Annotated in this window: 7 protein-coding genes; 4 read left to right on the top strand and 3 right to left on the bottom strand. The window is 66.3% G+C overall.

Features of this window, described 5'->3' with window-relative positions:
• Both BLV20_RS08940 and BLV20_RS08935 read right to left on the bottom strand, forming a co-directional pair.
• Positions 1 to 885, bottom strand: a complete 885-nt coding sequence (locus BLV20_RS08940; protein ID WP_092299944.1) for an SDR family oxidoreductase — start codon at positions 883 to 885, stop codon at positions 1 to 3.
• Positions 875 to 2686, bottom strand: a complete 1812-nt coding sequence (locus BLV20_RS08935; protein WP_092299941.1) for an acyclic terpene utilization AtuA family protein — start codon at positions 2684 to 2686, stop codon at positions 875 to 877. Before BLV20_RS08935 ends, BLV20_RS08940 begins: the two co-directional genes overlap by 11 nt.
• A 212-nt stretch (positions 2687 to 2898) precedes the next feature.
• Here BLV20_RS08935 and BLV20_RS08930 point away from each other — a divergent pair, with 212 nt between their 5' ends.
• The 3 genes from BLV20_RS08930 (at position 2899) to BLV20_RS08920 (ending at position 4942) form a co-directional block, all read left to right on the top strand.
• Positions 2899 to 3522 (top strand): TetR/AcrR family transcriptional regulator, encoded by a 624-nt coding sequence (locus BLV20_RS08930; protein WP_092299938.1) that lies wholly within the window; start codon positions 2899 to 2901, stop codon positions 3520 to 3522.
• 99 nt (positions 3523 to 3621) lie between these two features.
• On the top strand, positions 3622 to 4413 hold the full coding sequence (locus BLV20_RS08925; protein WP_092299935.1) for a substrate-binding periplasmic protein: 792 nt from the start codon (positions 3622 to 3624) through the stop codon (positions 4411 to 4413).
• A gap of 94 nt (positions 4414 to 4507) precedes the next feature.
• Positions 4508 to 4942 carry a pyoverdine biosynthesis protein gene (locus tag BLV20_RS08920; protein ID WP_092299932.1) on the top strand — a complete coding sequence of 145 codons (435 nt, stop codon included), beginning with the start codon at positions 4508 to 4510 and terminating at the stop codon, positions 4940 to 4942.
• Between the two features lie 11 nt (positions 4943 to 4953).
• On the opposite strand, the gene BLV20_RS08915 is transcribed toward BLV20_RS08920, so the two are convergent.
• The gene (locus BLV20_RS08915; protein ID WP_092299929.1) at positions 4954 to 5502 is read right to left on the bottom strand and encodes an RNA polymerase factor sigma-70; all 549 of its coding nucleotides are present in this window, start codon (positions 5500 to 5502) and stop codon (positions 4954 to 4956) included.
• Between the two features lie 372 nt (positions 5503 to 5874).
• On the opposite strand from BLV20_RS08915, the gene BLV20_RS08910 reads away from it, so the two are divergent.
• Positions 5875 to 18906 (top strand): non-ribosomal peptide synthetase, encoded by a 13032-nt coding sequence (locus tag BLV20_RS08910; RefSeq protein WP_092299926.1) that lies wholly within the window; start codon positions 5875 to 5877, stop codon positions 18904 to 18906.
• Positions 18907 to 18980: the final 74 nt, after the last annotated feature.

The following is an 18980-nucleotide window of genomic DNA, read 5'->3' as shown; positions in this document are numbered from 1 at the left end:
TTATTTCCCGTCCTTGAAGGGCTCGTCCTTCAGCACATCCGGCAGGTAGGCGCGGTGGAAGCCGTTGTAGGGCTCGCTATGGGACGCCTTGTGCAGCGGCCAGGCACGGTTGCCGAGGCTGGCGGCGCCGTCGATGCGCAAGGTGCTGCCGCTGATGAAGGCCGCCGCCGGGCTGAGCAGGAAGACGATGGCGGCGCTGACTTCCGATTCGGTGCCGATGCGCTTGAGCGGCACGTGCTCGCGCAGGGTCGGGATCACGGCCTTGAACGCGCCTTCGTAGGTGTCCATGCCGCTGGAAGCGATCCAGCCCGGCGCCACGGCGTTGACCCGCACCCCGGCATGGCCCCATTCGAACGCGGCGGTCTTGGTGAAGTTGTCCATCCCCGAGCGCGCGGCGCCGGAATGGCCCATGCCGGGCATGCCGCCCCACATGTCGGCGAGCATGTTGACGATGCTGCCGCCATGCTTGCTCATCGACTGGTTGAAGACTTCCCGGGCCATCAGAAAACCGCCCACCAGGTTGGTGCGCAGCACGGTTTCAAAGCCTTTCTGATTGATCGAGGCCAGGGGCGAGGGGTACTGCCCGCCGGCATTGTTGATCAGGCCATGCAACGGCCCGTGGTCACGGACCAACCCGCCGACCAGGGCCTTGACCGCTTCCTCGTCACGGATATCGCAGGCATGCCCGCTGGCCTGGCCGCCGTCTTCGGCAATCTCCGCGGCCACCTTGTGCAGCTTGTCCGCCTTGCGCCCCACCAGCAGCACGCGGGCGCCGAGGGCCGCCAGTTCATGGGCGGTGCAACGCCCGATACCGCTGCCGCCGCCGGTGACGACTATGGTCTGGCCGGCGAACAGGTCGGGTTTGAAAATCGAGTCATAAGCCACGATACGTCCTCTCGTTGACGGCGTCGGCGATGCTCTGCGGCACCGGGATCTGGATTTCCAGCAACTGCTGGGCGAAGGCCTTGCCTTGTGGGTCGATGCGCAGGCTGGCGACACCGCCGCCGCCCAGGGCGTTCTCCAGCAGGAAGTTCAGGCTGTGGCTGCCCGGCAGGTACCAGCGCTGGACCCGGCCGTGCACCGGGTCCAGCACATGGCTCATCCAGTCCACTACCACGGCGGGTGTCAGGGCCTCGGCGATCCACGGCAGGTATTCGGGGGCGCGGGCCATGACCCCGATATTGCTGTGGTTGCCCTTGTCGCCGGAGCGCGCCACCGCCAGCTTGACCAGCGCCACGCTGGCATCGGCGCGGCCCACGGGGCTGGCCACGGCATGGGCGACGGGCAGGGTGCTGGAGTCGAGCCTGTCGAGTTCGGGCAGCTCGACCCGATGGCGCTGGCCGGCCATCTCGACTTCCAGGGCGCAGGCGCTCTTGTCGATCAGGAACGAGAACAGGCGGATCAGCGGATAGACCGTCGGCCGGCCGCCGACGATGCCGGTCAGGCCCGGGGCCATGCCCGTGGCGGCCTGGGCGATCTCGCGGGAAAACAGCACCAGCGCGCGTTTGTCCGGATGGCGCACGGCGAGCTTGATCACCACTTCGCGGCTGTCCTGGCGCTGACCATGGGGGCCATAAGTGGCTTCGCTGCCGAGCAGTTCGATATTGACTTCGCTGTAGGGCGCCCAGCCGCGCTGGCTGAACATCTCCGCGGTCTTGTCGATGATCGCCTGGCTCACCCGGCGCGCCTTGGCCACGGCGTCGATGCCGGCGATCAGGCAACTGGCGGTGCAGCGGAAACCGTCCGGGTAGGTGGCACTGACCTTGTATTGGCCGGTCGGCGGCAGGCCCTTGGCGCCGTGCACGCTGACTGCGTTCTTGCCCTGCTGGTGCAGCTTGACCTGGCTGAAGTCGCAGATCACGTCGGGCAACAGGTAGGCCCGCGGGTCGCCGATCTCGTAGAGCAGTTGCTCGCCGACGGTCAGCGGCGTTACCAGCCCGCCGGAGCCTTCGGGCTTGCTGACGACGAACTGGCCGTCGGCGCCGACCTCGACGATGGGAAAACCGATGTGTTCGTAGTCCGGCACCTCGCGCCAGTCGGTGAAGTTGCCGCCGGTGCACTGCGCGCCGCATTCGATGATGTGGCCGGCGAGGGCGGCCAGGGCCAGTTTGTCGTAGTCGTGCCAGGACCAGCCGAATTCATGCACCAGCGCGGCGCTGACCACCGCGCTGTCGACCCCGCGGCCGGTGATGACGATGTCCGCGCCCAGCTTCAGGGCTTCGACTATCCCCGGGGCGCCGAGGTAGGCGTTGGTGGACACGCAGACCGGTGGCAGCGGCGCACCGCTGAACATTTCATGAATGCCACTGCCGCTGAGTTGCTTGAAGCGGGGTTGCAGGTCATCGCCCAGCAGCACGGCGATTTTCAGCGCGACGCCGGCCTGGTCGCAGGCCGCTTGCAGGGCCGCGGCGCAGGCCTGCGGGTTGACCCCGCCGGCGTTGCTGATGACCCGGATGCCCTGCCGGGCGATCTCGCCCAGCAACGGGCTCAATATGTCGATGAAATCCGTGGCGTAGCCGGCATTGGCGTCCTTCATCCGCGCGCCGGCCATGATCGACAGGGTGATTTCGGCCAGGTAGTCGAACACCAGGTAATCCAGGCGGCCACCCTGCACCAGTTGCGCGGCGGCGCTCGAGGTGTCGCCCCAGAAGGCGCTGGCACAGCCGATGCGGAGGGTCTTGGTCATGGCAGGGGGCTCTCGATAAAAGACTCGATAAAAAGACGCGATGACGGAACTGGATCGAGACTACCAAGCAAGCGCTTGGTTTGTAAACGTCGGAAATATCTTGCCCCCAAGCGCTTGCTTGGTCGTCCCCACGGGCTTAAATTGCGCGCGCAAGCTCCCAGTTTCGACCGGGCTACGCTGCACAATGATCGAGTGAATGTAGGAGAGAGGCCGTGGATGAGCAAAAAGCCTTGCTGGTGATGCACCAGCTGGTCGCCAACGGGCAACTGACCGATCCGGACAGCGCCCGCGGCAAGCTGCTGCAAACCGCGGCTCACCTGTTTCGCAATAAAGGCTACGAGCGCACCACGGTGCGCGACCTGGCTGGCGCGGTGGGCATCCAGTCCGGCAGCATCTTTCATCACTTCAAGAGCAAGGACGACATCCTGCGCGCGGTGATGGAGGAAACCATCCATTACAACACCGCGCTGATGCGCGCCGAGCTGGCCGAAGCCAAGGACGTGCGCGAGCGGGTGCTGGCGCTGATCCGCTGCGAGTTGCAGTCGATCATGGGCGGCAGCGGCGAGGCCATGGCGGTGCTGGTCTACGAATGGCGCTCATTGTCGGCCCAGGGCCAGGCCGACGTCCTGGCCCTGCGCGACATTTATGAGCAGATCTGGATGCAGGTGCTGGGCGAGGCCAAGGAGGCCGGTCTTATCAAGGGCGATGTGTTCGTAACCCGGCGTTTTCTCACGGGGGCCTTGTCCTGGACCACCACCTGGTTTCGCGCCGAAGGCAGCATGACCCTTGAGCAACTGGCCCAGGAAGCGCTGACGCTGGTGCTTAACGAGCCATAAGCGCAAGTAATTAATTATTCAGTGAAAGTTGTCTAAGCCAGGGAAACCGCCTAGCTTTAATGGCATCGCCCTGTTTCTTTTCCTAAGTGAGTTGCCTCGATGTCTTCGCCAATGCGGATGGCTTTGCGAATGCTGGTGTGGGCCCTGGCCACCCTGGCGGTTTTTCCGGTCTGCGCTGCACAGTTGGTACGGGTGGGTGCGGCGCATTTCCCTCCTTATACCGTGCGGCCCGAGCAGGGCGCCGACACCGGCTTGCTGCCGCAACTGGTGGAGGCCTTGAACGCGGTGCAAAGCGACTATCAATTTGTGCTGGTGCCGACCTCGATTCCCCGGCGTTTTCGCGATTTCGAGCAAAGTCGCATCGACATGGCGATTTTCGAGAACCCGGCCTGGGGCTGGCAGAACATTCCCCACACCAGCGTCGACATGGGCCTGGAAGATGCGGAAATCTTCGTCGCCCAGCGCGAACCCGGGCGCGGCCAGGACTATTTCATCGACCTCAAGGGCAAGCGCCTGGCGCTGTTCAGCGGTTACCACTACGCGTTCGCCAACTTCAATGCCGACCCCAAATACCTGGCCGATACCTACAACGCGACCCTCACGTATTCCCACGACAGCAACCTGTTGATGGTGCTGCGCGGCCGCGCCGACATGGCACTGGTGACCCGTTCCTACCTGAGCGATTTCCTCTCGCACAACCTCGACACGGCCCAGCAACTGATGGCTTCCGAGCGGATCGATCAGGTCTACCACCATTACGCTCTGATTCGCCCCACGGCGCCGATCAGTGGCGAAGACTTCGCCAAGTTGCTGGGACGCCTGCGCGACAGCGGCGAATTGCTGAAGATCTTCGATCCCTACCGCATCGTGGTCATGCCGCCGGCCAAGTGAAGCCGGCAACAACGCGGCTTGCGCGCCGCTCGCCTAAATTTCTCGCTGCGGCTCACGTCACTTGGTTGAACACTGATGACGTTGAGCCCGTGCCATGTCTTCTCTCGACACGCTGTCTGCTGTGGCCGTTGCCGATACCTGCCGTTGCGCCACCGATGCCGGCGGCCTGCAAGCGCTGCGGCTGGGCGATATTGAACCCGTCGCTGCCAGCCGTGGGTCGGGCGCGCCGCTGCCGCAGGCGGGTAGCGAGGTGCTGCCAGCCTGGCGTGGGCAAGAGGGGCAGCACGACGAATGGATGGCCGGCTGGTTGTCGGCGCTGGTGCATGCCTTGGGCCTCGACCTCGGGCCGGATGCGTCTGCCGAGCCTGCTGGCGAAGGGTTCGAGCCGCAGGAGCGCTGCCTGCATTGCCAGAGGCCCTTCGATTTCTCCCACAAGCGCGCCGCCCTGCTGATTCTGGCGCAGGGGCGGGGTGTCGAACGGCATCGGGTGGTCGAGAAGATCTGGCGGCAGCGTTCCTGCTCGCGGTAGCGCCTGGCGAATCAGTGGCGGGCGTAGGTGTCGGCGCGGTTGCCCGAGACTTTGCGGCAATGCACCAACGCATCGCGAATCATGAAGTTCACCAGCGTCGGCGACACCCCAAGCTCCTTGGCGATGTCCTTTTGCGGCACGCCATGCAGGCGGTACATCTCGAATGCATAACGGGTGCGGCTCGGCAGCTCCGTCAGCGCATCGGCAATGTGTTCCAGGGTCGAGAAATTGATGTGCGAGGTTTCTGGCGACGCCCCTTGCACGACCACATTCAAGCCTTCTTCTTCGGGGCCCGAATACTTCTGCTCCAGCGCCTGCTTGCGATAGTGGTCGATCGCTAGGTTGCGCACGATCTGGAACAGATAGCTCAACTGCGCCTTGAACGACGAGGTGATCTGCGGTGCCGATTGCAGGCGGAAAAACGCGTCCTGCACTACGTCTTCGGCACGGGAACGACAGCCGGTAATGCGCGCCGCGATCTTGACCAGGATCAGGCGGTTGTCGACAAAGGCCTGGAGTAGCGGTGAATCGCACCTGCTTGTGGATACTCGTTCCGTCATGGAAATCACCTTGCTGCAAAAGGGTTAGTAGGACGACAAAAAATCAGATTCGTCTTACACGTCGAGCGACAAATTAGGTTGAATGATAATTATTGTCAATTGAGAATTAGCATTAATGAGCGCCATTGGCGCGGAGTGAGAACTGCGGCTCGTTGTCGCAGTGCGGGGGTGGTTGAGGGGAGAGTGCGGACTAATTATTTCAAGACGTCATCCGTTCTCATTGGAGAAAGGTTGCGGCTGAAAAAAACCGCCACAGCAGTCTCCAGTTGCCTCGCCCCGACGGCAGGGGCCTTTATTTTTCAAAGGTTTATGTAACGGTCAGGGCCTTGGCCCGCGACTTTGCATGCAAGCACAATCCGCGCAGGAAACCCCATGATGGACGCGTTCGAACTCCCCAGCACTCTGGCTCAAGCCCTTCAACGCCGGGCGGCTCAGACCCCCGATCAAGTGGCCTTGCGCTTCCTTGCCGAAGAGCAGGATCAGAACGTGGTCCTCAGTTATCGCGACCTGGACCTGCGGGCCCGGACCATCGCCGCGGCGCTGCAAGCCACTGCCGGGTTGGGCGATCGCGCGGTGCTGTTGTTCCCCAGCGGCCCGGACTATGTCGCAGCCTTTTTCGGCTGCCTGTATGCCGGGGTGATCGCGGTGCCGGCCTATCCGCCGGAGTCGAGCCGACGCCATCACCAGGAGCGGCTGCTCTCGATCATCGCCGACGCCGAGCCACGGCTGCTGCTGACCAGTAGCGGGCTGCGCGATTCCCTGGCGCAGATGGACGAACTGCAAGGCGTGGGGGCGCCGCAACTGCTTTGCGTGGATGCCCTGGCGGCGAGCCTGGCCGAAGGTTGGGCCGCCACCGAACTGCGCGGCGACGACATCGCCTTCCTGCAATACACCTCGGGTTCCACCGCCTTGCCCAAGGGCGTGCAAGTCAGCCACGGCAACCTGGTGGCCAACGAGCTGCTGATCCGCCGCGGCTTCGGCATCGACCTCAACCCCGACGACGTGATCGTCAGCTGGCTGCCGCTGTACCACGACATGGGCCTGATCGGCGGCCTGCTGCAACCAATCTTCAGCGGCGTGCCCTGCGTATTGATGTCGCCGGCGTACTTCCTCGGCCGGCCGTTGCGCTGGCTGGAGGCGATCAGCGCCTACGGCGGCACCATCAGCGGCGGCCCGGACTTCGCCTACCGCCTGTGCAGCGAGCGGGTCAGCGAGTCGGCCCTGGAGCGCCTGGACCTCAGCTGCTGGCGCGTGGCCTATTCCGGGTCCGAGCCGATCCGCCTGGACACCCTGGAGCGCTTCGCCGAGAAGTTCGCCGCCTGCGGCTTCACCCCGAACAATTTCTTCGCCTCCTATGGCCTGGCCGAAGCCACCCTGTTCGTCGCCGGTGGCAGCCGTGGCCAGGGCATCCCGGCGCTGCGCCTGGACGAGCAGGCGCTGGCGCAGAACCGCGCCGAGCCGGGCACCGGCAACGCCATGATGAGCTGCGGCACCAGCCAGCCCGAACACGCGGTGCTGATCGTCGAGCCCAACACCCTGGCCGAGCTGGACGAAAACCAGGTCGGCGAAGTCTGGGCCGCCGGCCCGAGCATCGCCCACGGCTATTGGCGCAACCCCGAGGCCTCGGCCAAGACCTTCGTCGAGCACGCCGGCCAGACCTGGCTGCGCACCGGCGACCTGGGTTTCCTGCGCAATGGCGAGCTGTTCATCACCGGTCGCTTGAAAGACATGCTGATCGTGCGTGGGCACAACCTTTATCCACAGGACATCGAGCAAACCATCGAGCGTGAGGTCGAGGTGGTGCGCAAAGGCCGGGTCGCGGCGTTCGCCGTCACCGAGCAGGGCCAGGAAGGCATCGGCATCGCCGCGGAAATCAGCCGCAGCGTGCAGAAGATCCTCACGCCCGAGGCGCTGATCAAGCTGATTCGCCAGACCGTGGCCGAGGCCTACCAGCAAGCGCCGAGCGTGGTGGTGTTGCTCAACCCCGGCGCCTTGCCCAAGACGTCCAGCGGCAAGCTGCAACGTTCGGCCTGCCGCAACCGCCTGGCCGATGGCAGCCTCGACAGCTATGCGCAGTTCCCCGGTAGCACGCTGACTGACAGCCAGGCCGCGGCGGGGGCCGCGACCAGCAAACTGCACGAGCTGATCGCCCGCATCTGGCGCGAGCAGCTGCAGGTCGAGCAGGTGGCGAGCGACGATCACTTCTTCCTGCTGGGCGGCAACTCCATCGCCGCGACCCAGGTCGTCGCGCGGCTGCGTGAAGAGCTCGGCCTGGAGCTGAACCTGCGCCTGCTGTTCGAGGCGCCGACCCTCGGCGCCTTCGCCACCCAGGTCGCGCAACTGCAACAGGACGGCGGCCTGGCCCAGGGCGCGATCCATGCCCTGCCGCGCACCGAGGCGCTGCCTCAGTCGCTGGCGCAGAACCGCCTGTGGATCACCTGGCAATTGGACCCGCACAGCAGCGCCTACAACATTCCCGGCGGCCTGCGCCTGCGCGGCGAGCTCGACGAAGACGCGCTGCGCGCCAGCTTCCAGCAACTGATCGAGCGCCACGAATCCCTGCGCACGCGCTTTTTCGAGCGCGACGGCCAGGCGCTGCAACAGGTCCTGCCGGCCGGCGAGTTCAACCTGCAAGTGATCGATCTCAGCGACCTGCCAGTGGCCGAGCGCGAAGCGCGGGCGCAACAGATCCGCGAGGACGAAGCCCGCACCCAGTTCGACCTGGAACACGGCCCGCTGCTCTGGGTGACCCTGGTGCGCCTGGACGACGAGGAACACCAACTGCTGGTGACCCTGCACCACATCATCGCCGACGGCTGGTCGCTGAATGTGCTGATCGACGAATTCTCGCGCCTGTATGCCGCCGCCACGCAAGGCCAGGCGGCGAGCCTGGCGCCGCTGGCGTTGCAATACGCCGACTACGGCAGCTGGCAGCGCCAATGGCTGGCCCAGGGCGAAGGCGAGCGGCAGCTGGCCTACTGGAAACAGCAGTTGGGCGACGAGCATCCGAGCCTGAGCCTGGCCACCGATCACCCACGTTCCGTGCAGCGGCAACACAGCGCCGCGCGGCACAGCCTGCGCCTGGGGGCGAGCCTGAGCGAAGCCATTCGCCAGACCGCCCAGGCCCATGAATCCACACCTTTCATGCTGTTGCTCGCGGCGTTCCAGGGCCTGCTGCACCGCTACAGCGGCCAGCGCGACATCCGTATCGGCGTGCCCAACGCCAACCGTCCGCGCCTGGAAACCCAGGGCCTGATCGGCTTCTTCATCAACACCCTGGTGCTGCGCGCCGAAGTGCACGGGCGTCTGCCGTTCGCTGACCTGCTGGCGCAGACCCGCCAGGCCGCGCTGCAGGCCCAGGCCCATCAGGACCTGCCATTCGAGCAACTGCTTGAAGCCTTCCCCCAGGCCCGCGAGCAGGGTTTGTTCCAGGTCATGTTCAACCACCAGCAACGCGACCTCGGCGCCCTGCGCCGGCTGCCCGGGCTGCTGGCCGAAGAGCTGCCGTGGCACAGCCGCGAGGCCAAGTTCGACCTGCAATTGCACAGTGAAGAAGACCGCAACGGCCGCCTGAGCCTGTCGTTCGACTACGCCAGCGAACTGTTCGAAGCCGCGACCATCGAGCGCCTGGCCGAGCATTTCGTCAGCCTGTTGCGCGAAGCCTGCGCGCGCCCGCAAACCGCCATCGCCGACCTGCCGCTGCTCAACCCCTGCGAGCAGGCGCAGCAGCAACAATGGAGCCAAGCCCCGTGCGCGGCGGCCAGCCAATGGCTGCCCGCGCTGCTCGAGGCGCAACTGCAACAGGCCCCGGAACGCACCGCGCTGGTGTGGGAGGGCGGCCAGCTGAGCTTTGCCCAATTGCACGCCCAGGCCAACCGCCTGGCCCATTACCTGCGCGACAAAGGGGTCGGCCCCGACGTGTGCGTGGCGATTGCCGCCGAGCGTTCGCCGCAGCTGCTGGTCGGCCTGCTGGCGATCGTCAAGGCCGGTGGCGCCTATGTACCGCTGGACCCGGACTACCCGGCCGAGCGCCTGGCCTACATGCTCAAGGACAGTGGCGTCGAACTGCTGCTGACCCAGACTCACCTGCTCGAACGCCTGCCCCAGGCCGCTGGCGTCAGCGCCATCGCCATGGACAGCCTCAAGCTCGACAGCTGGCCGAGCCATGCGCCGGGCCTGCACCTGCACGGCGACAACCTGGCCTACGTGATCTACACCTCCGGCTCCACCGGCCAGCCCAAGGGCGTGGGCAACACCCATGCGGCCCTGAGCGAGCGCTTGCAGTGGATGCAGGACAGCTACCGCCTGGACGCCAGCGATGTGCTGATGCAAAAGGCCCCGATCAGCTTCGACGTGTCGGTGTGGGAATGCTTCTGGCCGCTGATCAGCGGCTGCCGCCTGCTGCTGGCCGCGCCGGGCGAGCATCGCGACCCGCATCGCATCGCCCAGCTGGTGCAGCAATACGGCGTGACCACGCTGCACTTCGTGCCGCCGCTGTTGCAGCTGTTCGTCGATGAGCCGCTGAGCGCCAGATGCGGCAGCCTGCGCCGGGTGTTCTCCGGCGGCGAAGCCTTGCCGGCCGAACTGCGCGACCGGGTGCTGGAACAACTGCCGAACGCCCAACTGCACAACCGTTACGGCCCCACCGAAACCGCGATCAACGTCACCCACTGGCATTGCCACAGCAGCGATGGCGAGCGTTCGCCCATTGGCCGGCCGCTGGGCAACGTGATTTGCCGGGTGCTGGACGCCGACCTCAACCCGGTGCCGGCCGGGGTGCCGGGCGAGCTGTGCATTGCCGGGAGCGGCCTGGCCCGTGGTTACCTCGGGCGCCCGGGGCTGAGCGCCGAACGTTTTGTCGTCGACCCATTGAGCAGCGAGGGCGCGCGCCTATACCGCACCGGCGACCGGGTGCGCTGGGCGGCCGATGGCGCCCTGGAATACCTCGGGCGTCTCGACCAGCAAGTGAAGCTGCGCGGCTTTCGCGTCGAACCCCAGGAAATCGAAGCGCGCCTGCTGGCCCAGGAAGGCGTGGCCCAGGCCGCGGTACTGGTGCGCGAGACCGCGGCCGGTGCGCAGTTGGTGGGTTACTACACCTCTATTAAGGGCGTGGAAGACGAAGCGGCGCAGACCGAGCGCCTGAAAACTGCCCTGGCCGCCGAGCTGCCGGAATACATGGTGCCGGCGCAGCTGATACTGCTTTCGGCCATGCCCCTGAGCCCGAGCGGCAAGCTCGACCGCCGCGCCTTGCCGGAACCGCAATGGCAGGTGCGTGAGCACGCCGAGCCGGCCACCGAATTGCAACGGCAGATCGCGGCGATCTGGCGCGAGGTGTTGGGGCAGCGGCGCATTGGCTTGCGCGATGACTTCTTTGCCCTGGGCGGCCACTCGTTGCTGGCCACCCAGATCATTTCCCGGACCCGCCAGGCCTGCGACGTCGAGTTGCCGCTGCGAGCCCTGTTCGAGGCCAGCGAGCTGGGCGACTTCGCCGAGCAGGTGCGGCTGATCCAGGAGTCCGGCAAGCGCAACCAGCAACCGCCGATCGCCCGGGTCGACCGCAGCCAGCCTGTGCCGCTGTCCTATTCCCAGCAGCGCATGTGGTTCCTCTGGCAGATGGAGCCGGACAGCCCGGCCTACAACGTCGGCGGCATGGCGCGCTTTACCGGCGTGCTGGATGTCGGGCGTTTCGAAGCGGCGTTGCAGGCGCTGATCCTGCGTCACGAAACCCTGCGCACCACTTTCCCTAGCGTCGATGGCGTGGCCCAACAACGGGTGCACGCCGAAACCGGCGTGCGCATGGGCTGGAAGGATTTCTCCAGGCTGGATGCAACGGCCCGCGAGCAACGCCTGCAACAGCTGGCCGACAGCGAGGCGCACCAGCCGTTCGACCTGGAGACCGGCCCGCTGCTGCGCGCCTGCCTGGTCAAGGCCGCCGAGCATGAGCATTACTTTGTGCTGACCCTGCACCACATCGTCACCGAAGGCTGGGCGATGGACATCTTCGCCCGCGAGCTGAGCGCGCTGTACGAAGCCTTTATCGACGACCGCGACTCGCCGCTGGAACCGCTGCCGGTGCAGTACCTGGACTACAGCGTCTGGCAGCGCCAGTGGCTGGAGTCCGGCGAGCGCCAGCGCCAGCTGGATTACTGGACTGGGCAACTGGGCAACGAACACCCGCTGCTGGAACTGCCGGCCGACCGGCCGCGACCACCGGTGCAAAGCCACCAGGGCGAGCTGTACCGTTTTGACCTGAGCGACGAGCTGGCGGCACGGCTGCGTCGCTTCAACGCCGAACATGGCCTGACCCTGTTCATGACCATGACCGCGACCCTGGCCGTGCTGCTCTATCGCTACAGCGGCCAGACCGACCTGCGCATCGGCGCGCCGGTGGCCAACCGCATCCGCCCGGAAAGCGAAGGGCTGATCGGCGCCTTCCTCAACACCCAGGTCCTGCGTTGCCGGCTCGACGGGCAGATGAGCGTTGGCGAGTTGTTCGAGCAAGTGCGGCATACCGTGATCGAAGGCCAGTCCCATCAGGACCTGCCGTTCGACCACCTGGTGGAGGCCTTGCAACCGCCGCGCAGCGCCGCCTACAACCCGCTGTTCCAGGTGATGTGCAACGTCCAGCGCTGGGAGTTCCAGCAGAGCCGCAGCCTGGCCGGCATGACCGTCGAATACCTGGCCAACGATGCGCGGGCCACCAAGTTCGACCTCAACCTGGAAGTCACCGACCTCGATCATCGCCTGGGTTGCTGCCTGACCTACAGCACCGACCTGTTCGACGAGCCGCGCATCGCGCGCATGGCGGCGCACTGGCGCAACCTGCTGGAGGCCTTGCTGGCCAACCCTGAGCAGCGCCTGAGCGAATTGCCGCTGCTCGATCGTGCCGAGCAACAGCAACTGCTGGACAGCCTGGGCGTCGAGCCCGGCGCACACCGCCTGGACCAATGCATCCACCCGCTGTTCAGCGAACAGGCGCTGCTGCGCCCGGACGCGCCGGCCCTGACATTCGCCGGGCAGACCCTGAGCTACGCCGAGCTCGACGGCCGCGCCAACCGCCTGGCCTGGATGCTCCGCGAGCGCGGCGTCGGCCCGCAGGTGCGGGTCGGCCTGGCCCTGGAGCGTTCGCTGGAAATGGTCGTCGGCCTGCTGGCGATCCTCAAGGCCGGTGGCGCCTACGTGCCGCTGGACCCGGAATACCCGCTGGACCGCCTGCACTACATGATCGAAGACAGTGGTATCGGCCTGCTGCTCAGCGACGCGGCGATGTTCCAGGCTTTGGGTGAATTGCCAGCCAGCGTGGCGCGCTGGTGCCTGCAAGAGGACGGCGCGCAACTGGCCAACTACCCGGCCACCGAGCTGCCCTTTATCAGCCTGCCGCAGCACCAGGCGTACCTGATCTACACCTCGGGCTCCACCGGCAAGCCCAAGGGCGTGGTGGTGTCCCATGGCGAGATCGCCATGCACTGTCGCGCGGTGATCGAGCGCTTCGGCATGCGGCCGGACGACTGTGAGCTGCACTTCTATTCCATCAACTTCGACGCCGCTACCGAGCGCCTGCTGGTGCCGCTGCTCAGCGGCGCCCAGGTGGTGCTGCGGGCGCAAGGGCAATGGGATGCCGAAGAAATCTGCCAGCTGATCCGTGAGCACCGCATCAACATCCTCGGCTTTACCCCGAGCTACGGCAGCCAGCTGGCGCAGTGGCTGGCGACCCAGGGCCAGACCCTGCCGGTGCGCATGTGCATCACCGGCGGCGAGGCGCTGACCGGCGAACACCTGGGCCGCATCCGCGCGGCGTTCAAGCCGAGCCTGTTCTTCAACGCCTACGGCCCCACCGAAACCGTGGTCATGCCGCTGGCCAGCCTGGCGCCGGAACAACTGGAAGAGGGTACCGGCAGCGTGCCGATCGGCACGCTGATCGGTGAGCGTGTGGCCTACATCCTCGACGCCGACCTGGCCCTGCTGCCGCAAGGCGCCACCGGTGAGCTGTATGTCGGCGGAGCGGGCCTGGCCCAGGGTTACCACCAGCGCCCGGGCATGAGCGCCGAGCGTTTCGTCGCCGACCCGTTCAGCGCTAAAGGCGGGCGCCTGTATCGCACCGGCGACCTGGTGCGCCAGTGCGCCGACGGCCAGGTGGAATACATCGGCCGGGTCGACCATCAGGTGAAGATTCGCGGCTTCCGTATCGAGCTGGGGGAAATCGAAAACCGCCTGCTGGAACATGCCGCCGTGCGCGAAGCGGTGGTGCTGGCCCTGGACATGCCGGGCGGCAAACAGCTGGCCGGCTATCTGGTGACCGATGTCGCCGAACAGAGTGACGAGCAACAGGCGGCCTTGCGTGAGGCGATCAAGGCGCAGCTGAAAATCCATCTGCCAGACTACATGGTGCCCACCCACCTGATCCTGCTGGCGAGCATGCCGCTGACCGCCAACGGCAAGCTCGACCGCCGCGCCTTGCCGGCGCCGGACCTGGAACTCAACCGCCAGCAGTACGTGGCGCCGAGCAACGAGCTGGAGCAGACCCTGGCCCAGGTCTGGTGCGACGTGCTGAACCTGCGGCAGGTCGGCCTGCACGACAACTTCTTCGAACTGGGCGGCGACTCGATCCTGTCGATCCAGGTGGTCAGCCGCGCCCGTCAGCTGGGCATTCATTTCAGCCCGCGGGATTTGTTCCAGCACCAGACCGTGCAGAGCCTGGCGGCGGTGGCCAGCCGCAGCGAGCAAATCGTCGCCGAGCAAGGCTTGCTCAGCGGCGAGTCTAGCCTGACGCCGATCCAGCATTGGTTCTTCGACAGCGCGATCCCCGAGCGCCAGCACTGGAACCAGGCGCTGCTGCTGGCGCCGACCCAGGTGCTCGATGGGCAGTTGCTGGAGCAAGCGCTGCACGCGGTGCTGGCCCAGCATGACGCCCTGCGCCTGCGCTTCACCCAGGTCGACGGCCAATGGCAGGCTGTGCACCAGCCGCTGTCCGAGGCGCCGCTGCTGATGCAGATGCGCGTGGCTTGCATGCAGCAGTGCCCGGTGCTGTTCGCCGAGGCCCAGCGCAGCCTGGACCTGGCCAATGGGCCGTTGATGCGCGCGCTGCTGGTGGACGGTCCGGATGCACAGCAACGCCTGTTCATCGCCATTCACCACCTGGTGGTCGACGGCGTGTCCTGGCGCGTGTTGCTGGAGGACCTGCAAAGCGTCTACCGCCAGCTTGAAGTTCAGCAAACGCCGCGCCTGCCGGCGAAAACCAGCGCCTTGCGCGATTGGGCGTCACGCCTGCAGGCCTATGCCGGCAGCGAGTCGCTGCGCGAAGAGTTGAGCTGGTGGCAGGACCAATTGGCGGGCCCGATAACCGCGCTGCCAGTGCAGCGCGCCGAGGGCGGGCGGCAGAACAAACATGCGCGGACCGTCAGCGTGAAACTGGATGCCGAGCGCACCCGGCAGCTGCTGCAACAGGCGCCGAGCGCCTACCGCACCCAGGTCAACGACCTGCTGCTCACGGCCCTGGCCCGCGTGCTGTGCCGCTGGACCGGCGAGGCCTCGGCGCTGGTCCAGCTCGAAGGCCATGGCCGCGAAACCCTGTTCGACGAGATCGACCTGACCCGCACGGTCGGCTGGTTCACCAGCGCCTACCCGCTGCGCCTGGTCCCGCTGGCCATCGAAGAAGCGGTCGGGCAGGGCGCCTCGATCAAGGCGATCAAGGAACAGCTGCGCGCCGTGCCGCATAAAGGCCTGGGTTATGGCGTGCTGCGCTACCTCGCCGATGAGGCGATCCAGCACAGCATGGCGGCCCTGGCGCAGGCGCCGGTCACCTTCAACTACCTGGGCCAGTTCGACCAGAGCTTTGCCAGCGACGCGCTGTTCCGTCCGCTGGACGAGCCGGTGGGCGCCGCCCATTCGCCGCAAGCGCCGCTGCCCAACGAGCTGAGCGTCGACAGCCAGGTCTATGCCGGCGAGCTGGTGCTGCGCTGGACCTTCAGCGGCGAGCGTTTTGATGTGCAAACCATCGACGCGCTGGCCCAGGCCTACCTCGGCGAACTGCACAGCCTGATCGCCCATTGCCTGGAGGACGATGCCGGTGGCCTGACGCCGTCGGACTTCCCCCTGGCGCGCCTGACCCAGGCGCAACTGGACGCGCTGCCGGTGCCGGCCAGCGCCATCGAGGACGTCTACCCGCTGACCCCGATGCAGGAGGGCATGCTGCTGCACACCCTGCTGGAGCCGGGCACCGGCCTGTACTACATGCAGGACCGCTACCGCATCGACAGCGAGCTGGACCCGGCGCGTTTCGCCCAGGCCTGGCAGGCGGTGGTGGCCCGTCACGAAGCTTTGCGCGCGTCCTTCTGCTGGAACGTCGGCGAAGACATGCTGCAGGTTATCCACAAGCCGGGCGGCACGCCGATCGAGTTCCTGGACTGGAGCGCGGTCGCGCAAGACGAGCAGGAACCGAAGTTGCAGGCGTTGCTGAAAAGCGAGCGCGAGGCCGGTTTCGATCTGCTCGAGCAGGCACCGTTCCACCTGCGGCTGATCCGCGTGGGCGCCGCGCGCTACTGGTTCATGATGAGCAACCACCACATCCTGATCGATGCCTGGTGCCGTTCGCTGTTGATGAACGACTTCTTCGAGATCTACACCGCCCTGGGCGAAGGTCGCGAAGCCCAGCTCAGCGTGCCGCCGCGCTACCGCGACTACATCGGCTGGCTGCAACGCCAGAGCCTGGCCGAGGCGCGCCAGTGGTGGAAAAACAACCTGCAAGGCTTCGAGCGCACCACGCCGATTCCGAGCGACCGGCCGTTCCTGCGCGAACACGCCGGCGACAGCGGCGGCATGATTGTCGGCGACTGCTACACCCGTCTCGACGCCCGCGACGGCGCGCAATTGCGTGAGTTGGCGCAGCAGCATCAGCTGACCGTCAACACCTTCGCCCAGGCGGCCTGGGCCCTGGTCCTGCGGCGCCTGAGCGGCGACCGTGACGTGTTGTTCGGCGTCACCGTGGCCGGGCGCCCGGTGCAAATGCCGGAGATGCAGCGCACCGTCGGCCTGTTCATCAACAGCATCGCGCTGCGGGTGCAGCTGCCGGAAGACGGCCAGCGCCTGAGCGTGCGCCAATGGCTCGGCAGCCTGCTGGAACGCAATATGGAGCTGCGCGAGTACGAATACCTGCCGCTGGTGGCGATCCAGGAAAACAGTGAACTGCCCAAGGGCCAGCCGCTGTTCGACAGCCTGTTCGTGTTCGAGAACGCGCCGGTGGAAGTCTCGGTGCTGGACCGCGCGCAAAGCCTGAACGCCACCTCGGATTCCGGCCGCACCCACACCAACTTCCCGTTGACCGCGGTGTGCTACCCGGGCGATGACCTGGGGCTGCACCTGTCCTACGACCAGCGCTACTTCGAGCAAGCGACCATCGAACGCATGCTCGGCGAGTTCAAGCGGCTGTTGCTGGCGCTGGTGCAGGGCTTCCATGGCGACATGGCCGAGCTGCCGCTGCTGGGCGCGGCAGAGCAGGACTTCCTGCTTGCCGGCTGCAACCAGAGCGAGCATGAGTACCCGCTGCAGCGCAGCTATGTCGAACTGTTCGAGGCCCAGGTGGCGGCGCATCCGCAACGCATCGCCGCCAGTTGCCGGGAGCGGCAATACAGCTATGCCGAACTGAACCAGCGCAGTAACCGCCTGGGCCACGCCCTGATCGCCAACGGCGTCGGCCTGGACCAGCCGGTGGCGCTGCTGGCCGAGCGCAGCCTGGACCTGCTGGGCATGATCATTGGCAGCTTCAAGGCCGGGGCCGGCTACCTGCCGCTGGACCCGGGCCTGCCAAGCCAGCGCCTGGGCAGCATCATCGCCTTGAGCCGCACGCCGTTGCTGGTGTGCACCGCGGCCTGCCAGGAACAGGCCCGGGCCTTGCTCGACGAGTTCGCCTGCGCCAACCGACCACGTTTGTTGGTCTGGGAAGAAGTGCAGGCGGCCAGTCGCTCCCTGGACAACCCGGGGATCTACAGCGGCCCGGACAACCTGGCCTATGTGATCTACACCTCGGGCTCCACCGGCCTGCCCAAGGGCGTGATGGTCGAGCAGCGCGGCATGCTCAACAACCAGCTGAGCAAGGTGCCGTACCTGCAATTGAGCGAAGCCGACGTGATCGCCCAGACCGCCTCGCAGAGCTTCGACATTTCGGTCTGGCAGTTCCTCGCCGCACCGCTGTTCGGTGCGCGGGTGGACATCGTGCCGAATGCCATCGCCCATGACCCGCAGGGTTTGCTGGCCCATGTGCAGGCGCAGGGCATCAGCGTGCTGGAAAGCGTGCCGTCGCTGATCCAGGGCATGCTCGCCCAGGAGTCCATCGACCTCGATGGCTTGCGCTGGATGCTGCCGACCGGCGAGGCGATGCCGCCGGAACTGGCGCACCAATGGCTGCTGCGCTACCCGCAGATCGGCCTGGTCAACGCCTACGGCCCGGCCGAGTGTTCGGACGACGTGGCCTTCTACCGCGTCGACATGGCTTCGACCTGTGGCAGCTACCTGCCGATCGGTACGCCGACCGACAACAACCGCCTGTACCTGATGGATGGCGCGCTGGAGCTGGTGCCGCTGGGGGCGGTGGGCGAACTGTGCGTCGCCGGTACCGGGGTCGGTCGTGGTTATGTCAGCGATCCGCTGCGCACCGCCCAGGTGTTCGTGCCGCACCCGTTCGGTGCCCCGGGCGAACGGCTGTACCGCACCGGCGACCTGGCCCGGCGTCGCGCCGATGGCGTGCTGGAATACGTCGGGCGCATCGATCATCAGGTGAAGATCCGCGGCTACCGTATCGAGCTCGGGGAAATCGAAGCGCGCCTGCACGAACAGCCGGAAGTCCGCGACGCGGCGGTCGCTGTGCAGGAAGGCGTCAACGGCAAGCATCTGGTGGGGTACTTGGTGAAGAGCCAGGTTGCCAACGACTCGGCCCTGAGCCCGGTTGAATGCCTGGAGCGCATCAAGCAACGCCTGCGCGTCGAGCTGCCGGAATACATGGTGCCGTTGCACTGGCTGTGGCTGGAGCGCCTGCCGCTCAACGCCAACGGCAAGCTCGACCGCAAGGCCCTGCCGGCCCTGGAGATCGGCCAGCTGCACAGCCAGGACTACCTGGCGCCGCGCAGCGAACTGGAGCAGACCCTGGCCGATATCTGGGCCGAGGTGCTCAAGGTCGAGCGGGTCGGCGTGCAGGACAACTTCTTCGAGCTGGGCGGGCATTCGCTGCTGGCCACGCAGATCGCCTCGCGGGTGCAGAAAACCCTGCAACGCAACGTGCCGCTGCGGGCGATGTTCGAATGCAGCACGGTGGAGGAGCTGGCGCAGTACATCGACGGCCTGGCGAGCAGTGAAATCAGCGAGGAGAAAGTCGATCGCCTGAGCAGCTTGATGGCGGAGCTGGAAGGGTTGTAACGCCGCCTCTTTAGCCCTTTGGCAAACAGACCCGCGTCTACTCTGTAGGCGCGGGCCTGCTCGTAATGGGTCGT

The organism is Pseudomonas sp. NFIX28 (genome assembly GCF_900107395.1).
In the GTDB taxonomy this organism is placed as follows: Bacteria; Pseudomonadota; Gammaproteobacteria; order Pseudomonadales; family Pseudomonadaceae; genus Aquipseudomonas.
This window is presented reverse-complemented; position numbering and strand designations above follow the sequence as displayed.

Excerpts from the sequence above, each read along its gene's own strand:
- BLV20_RS08935 (WP_092299941.1), bottom strand. The coding sequence starts at position 2,686 with ATGACCAAGACCCTCCGCATCGGCTGTGCCAGCGCCTTCTGGGGCGAC.
- BLV20_RS08925 (WP_092299935.1), top strand. The coding sequence starts at position 3,622 with ATGTCTTCGCCAATGCGGATGGCTTTGCGAATGCTGGTGTGGGCCCTG.
- BLV20_RS08920 (WP_092299932.1), top strand. The coding sequence starts at position 4,508 with ATGTCTTCTCTCGACACGCTGTCTGCTGTGGCCGTTGCCGATACCTGC.
- BLV20_RS08915 (WP_092299929.1), bottom strand. The coding sequence starts at position 5,502 with ATGACGGAACGAGTATCCACAAGCAGGTGCGATTCACCGCTACTCCAG.
- BLV20_RS08910 (WP_092299926.1), top strand. The coding sequence starts at position 5,875 with ATGATGGACGCGTTCGAACTCCCCAGCACTCTGGCTCAAGCCCTTCAA.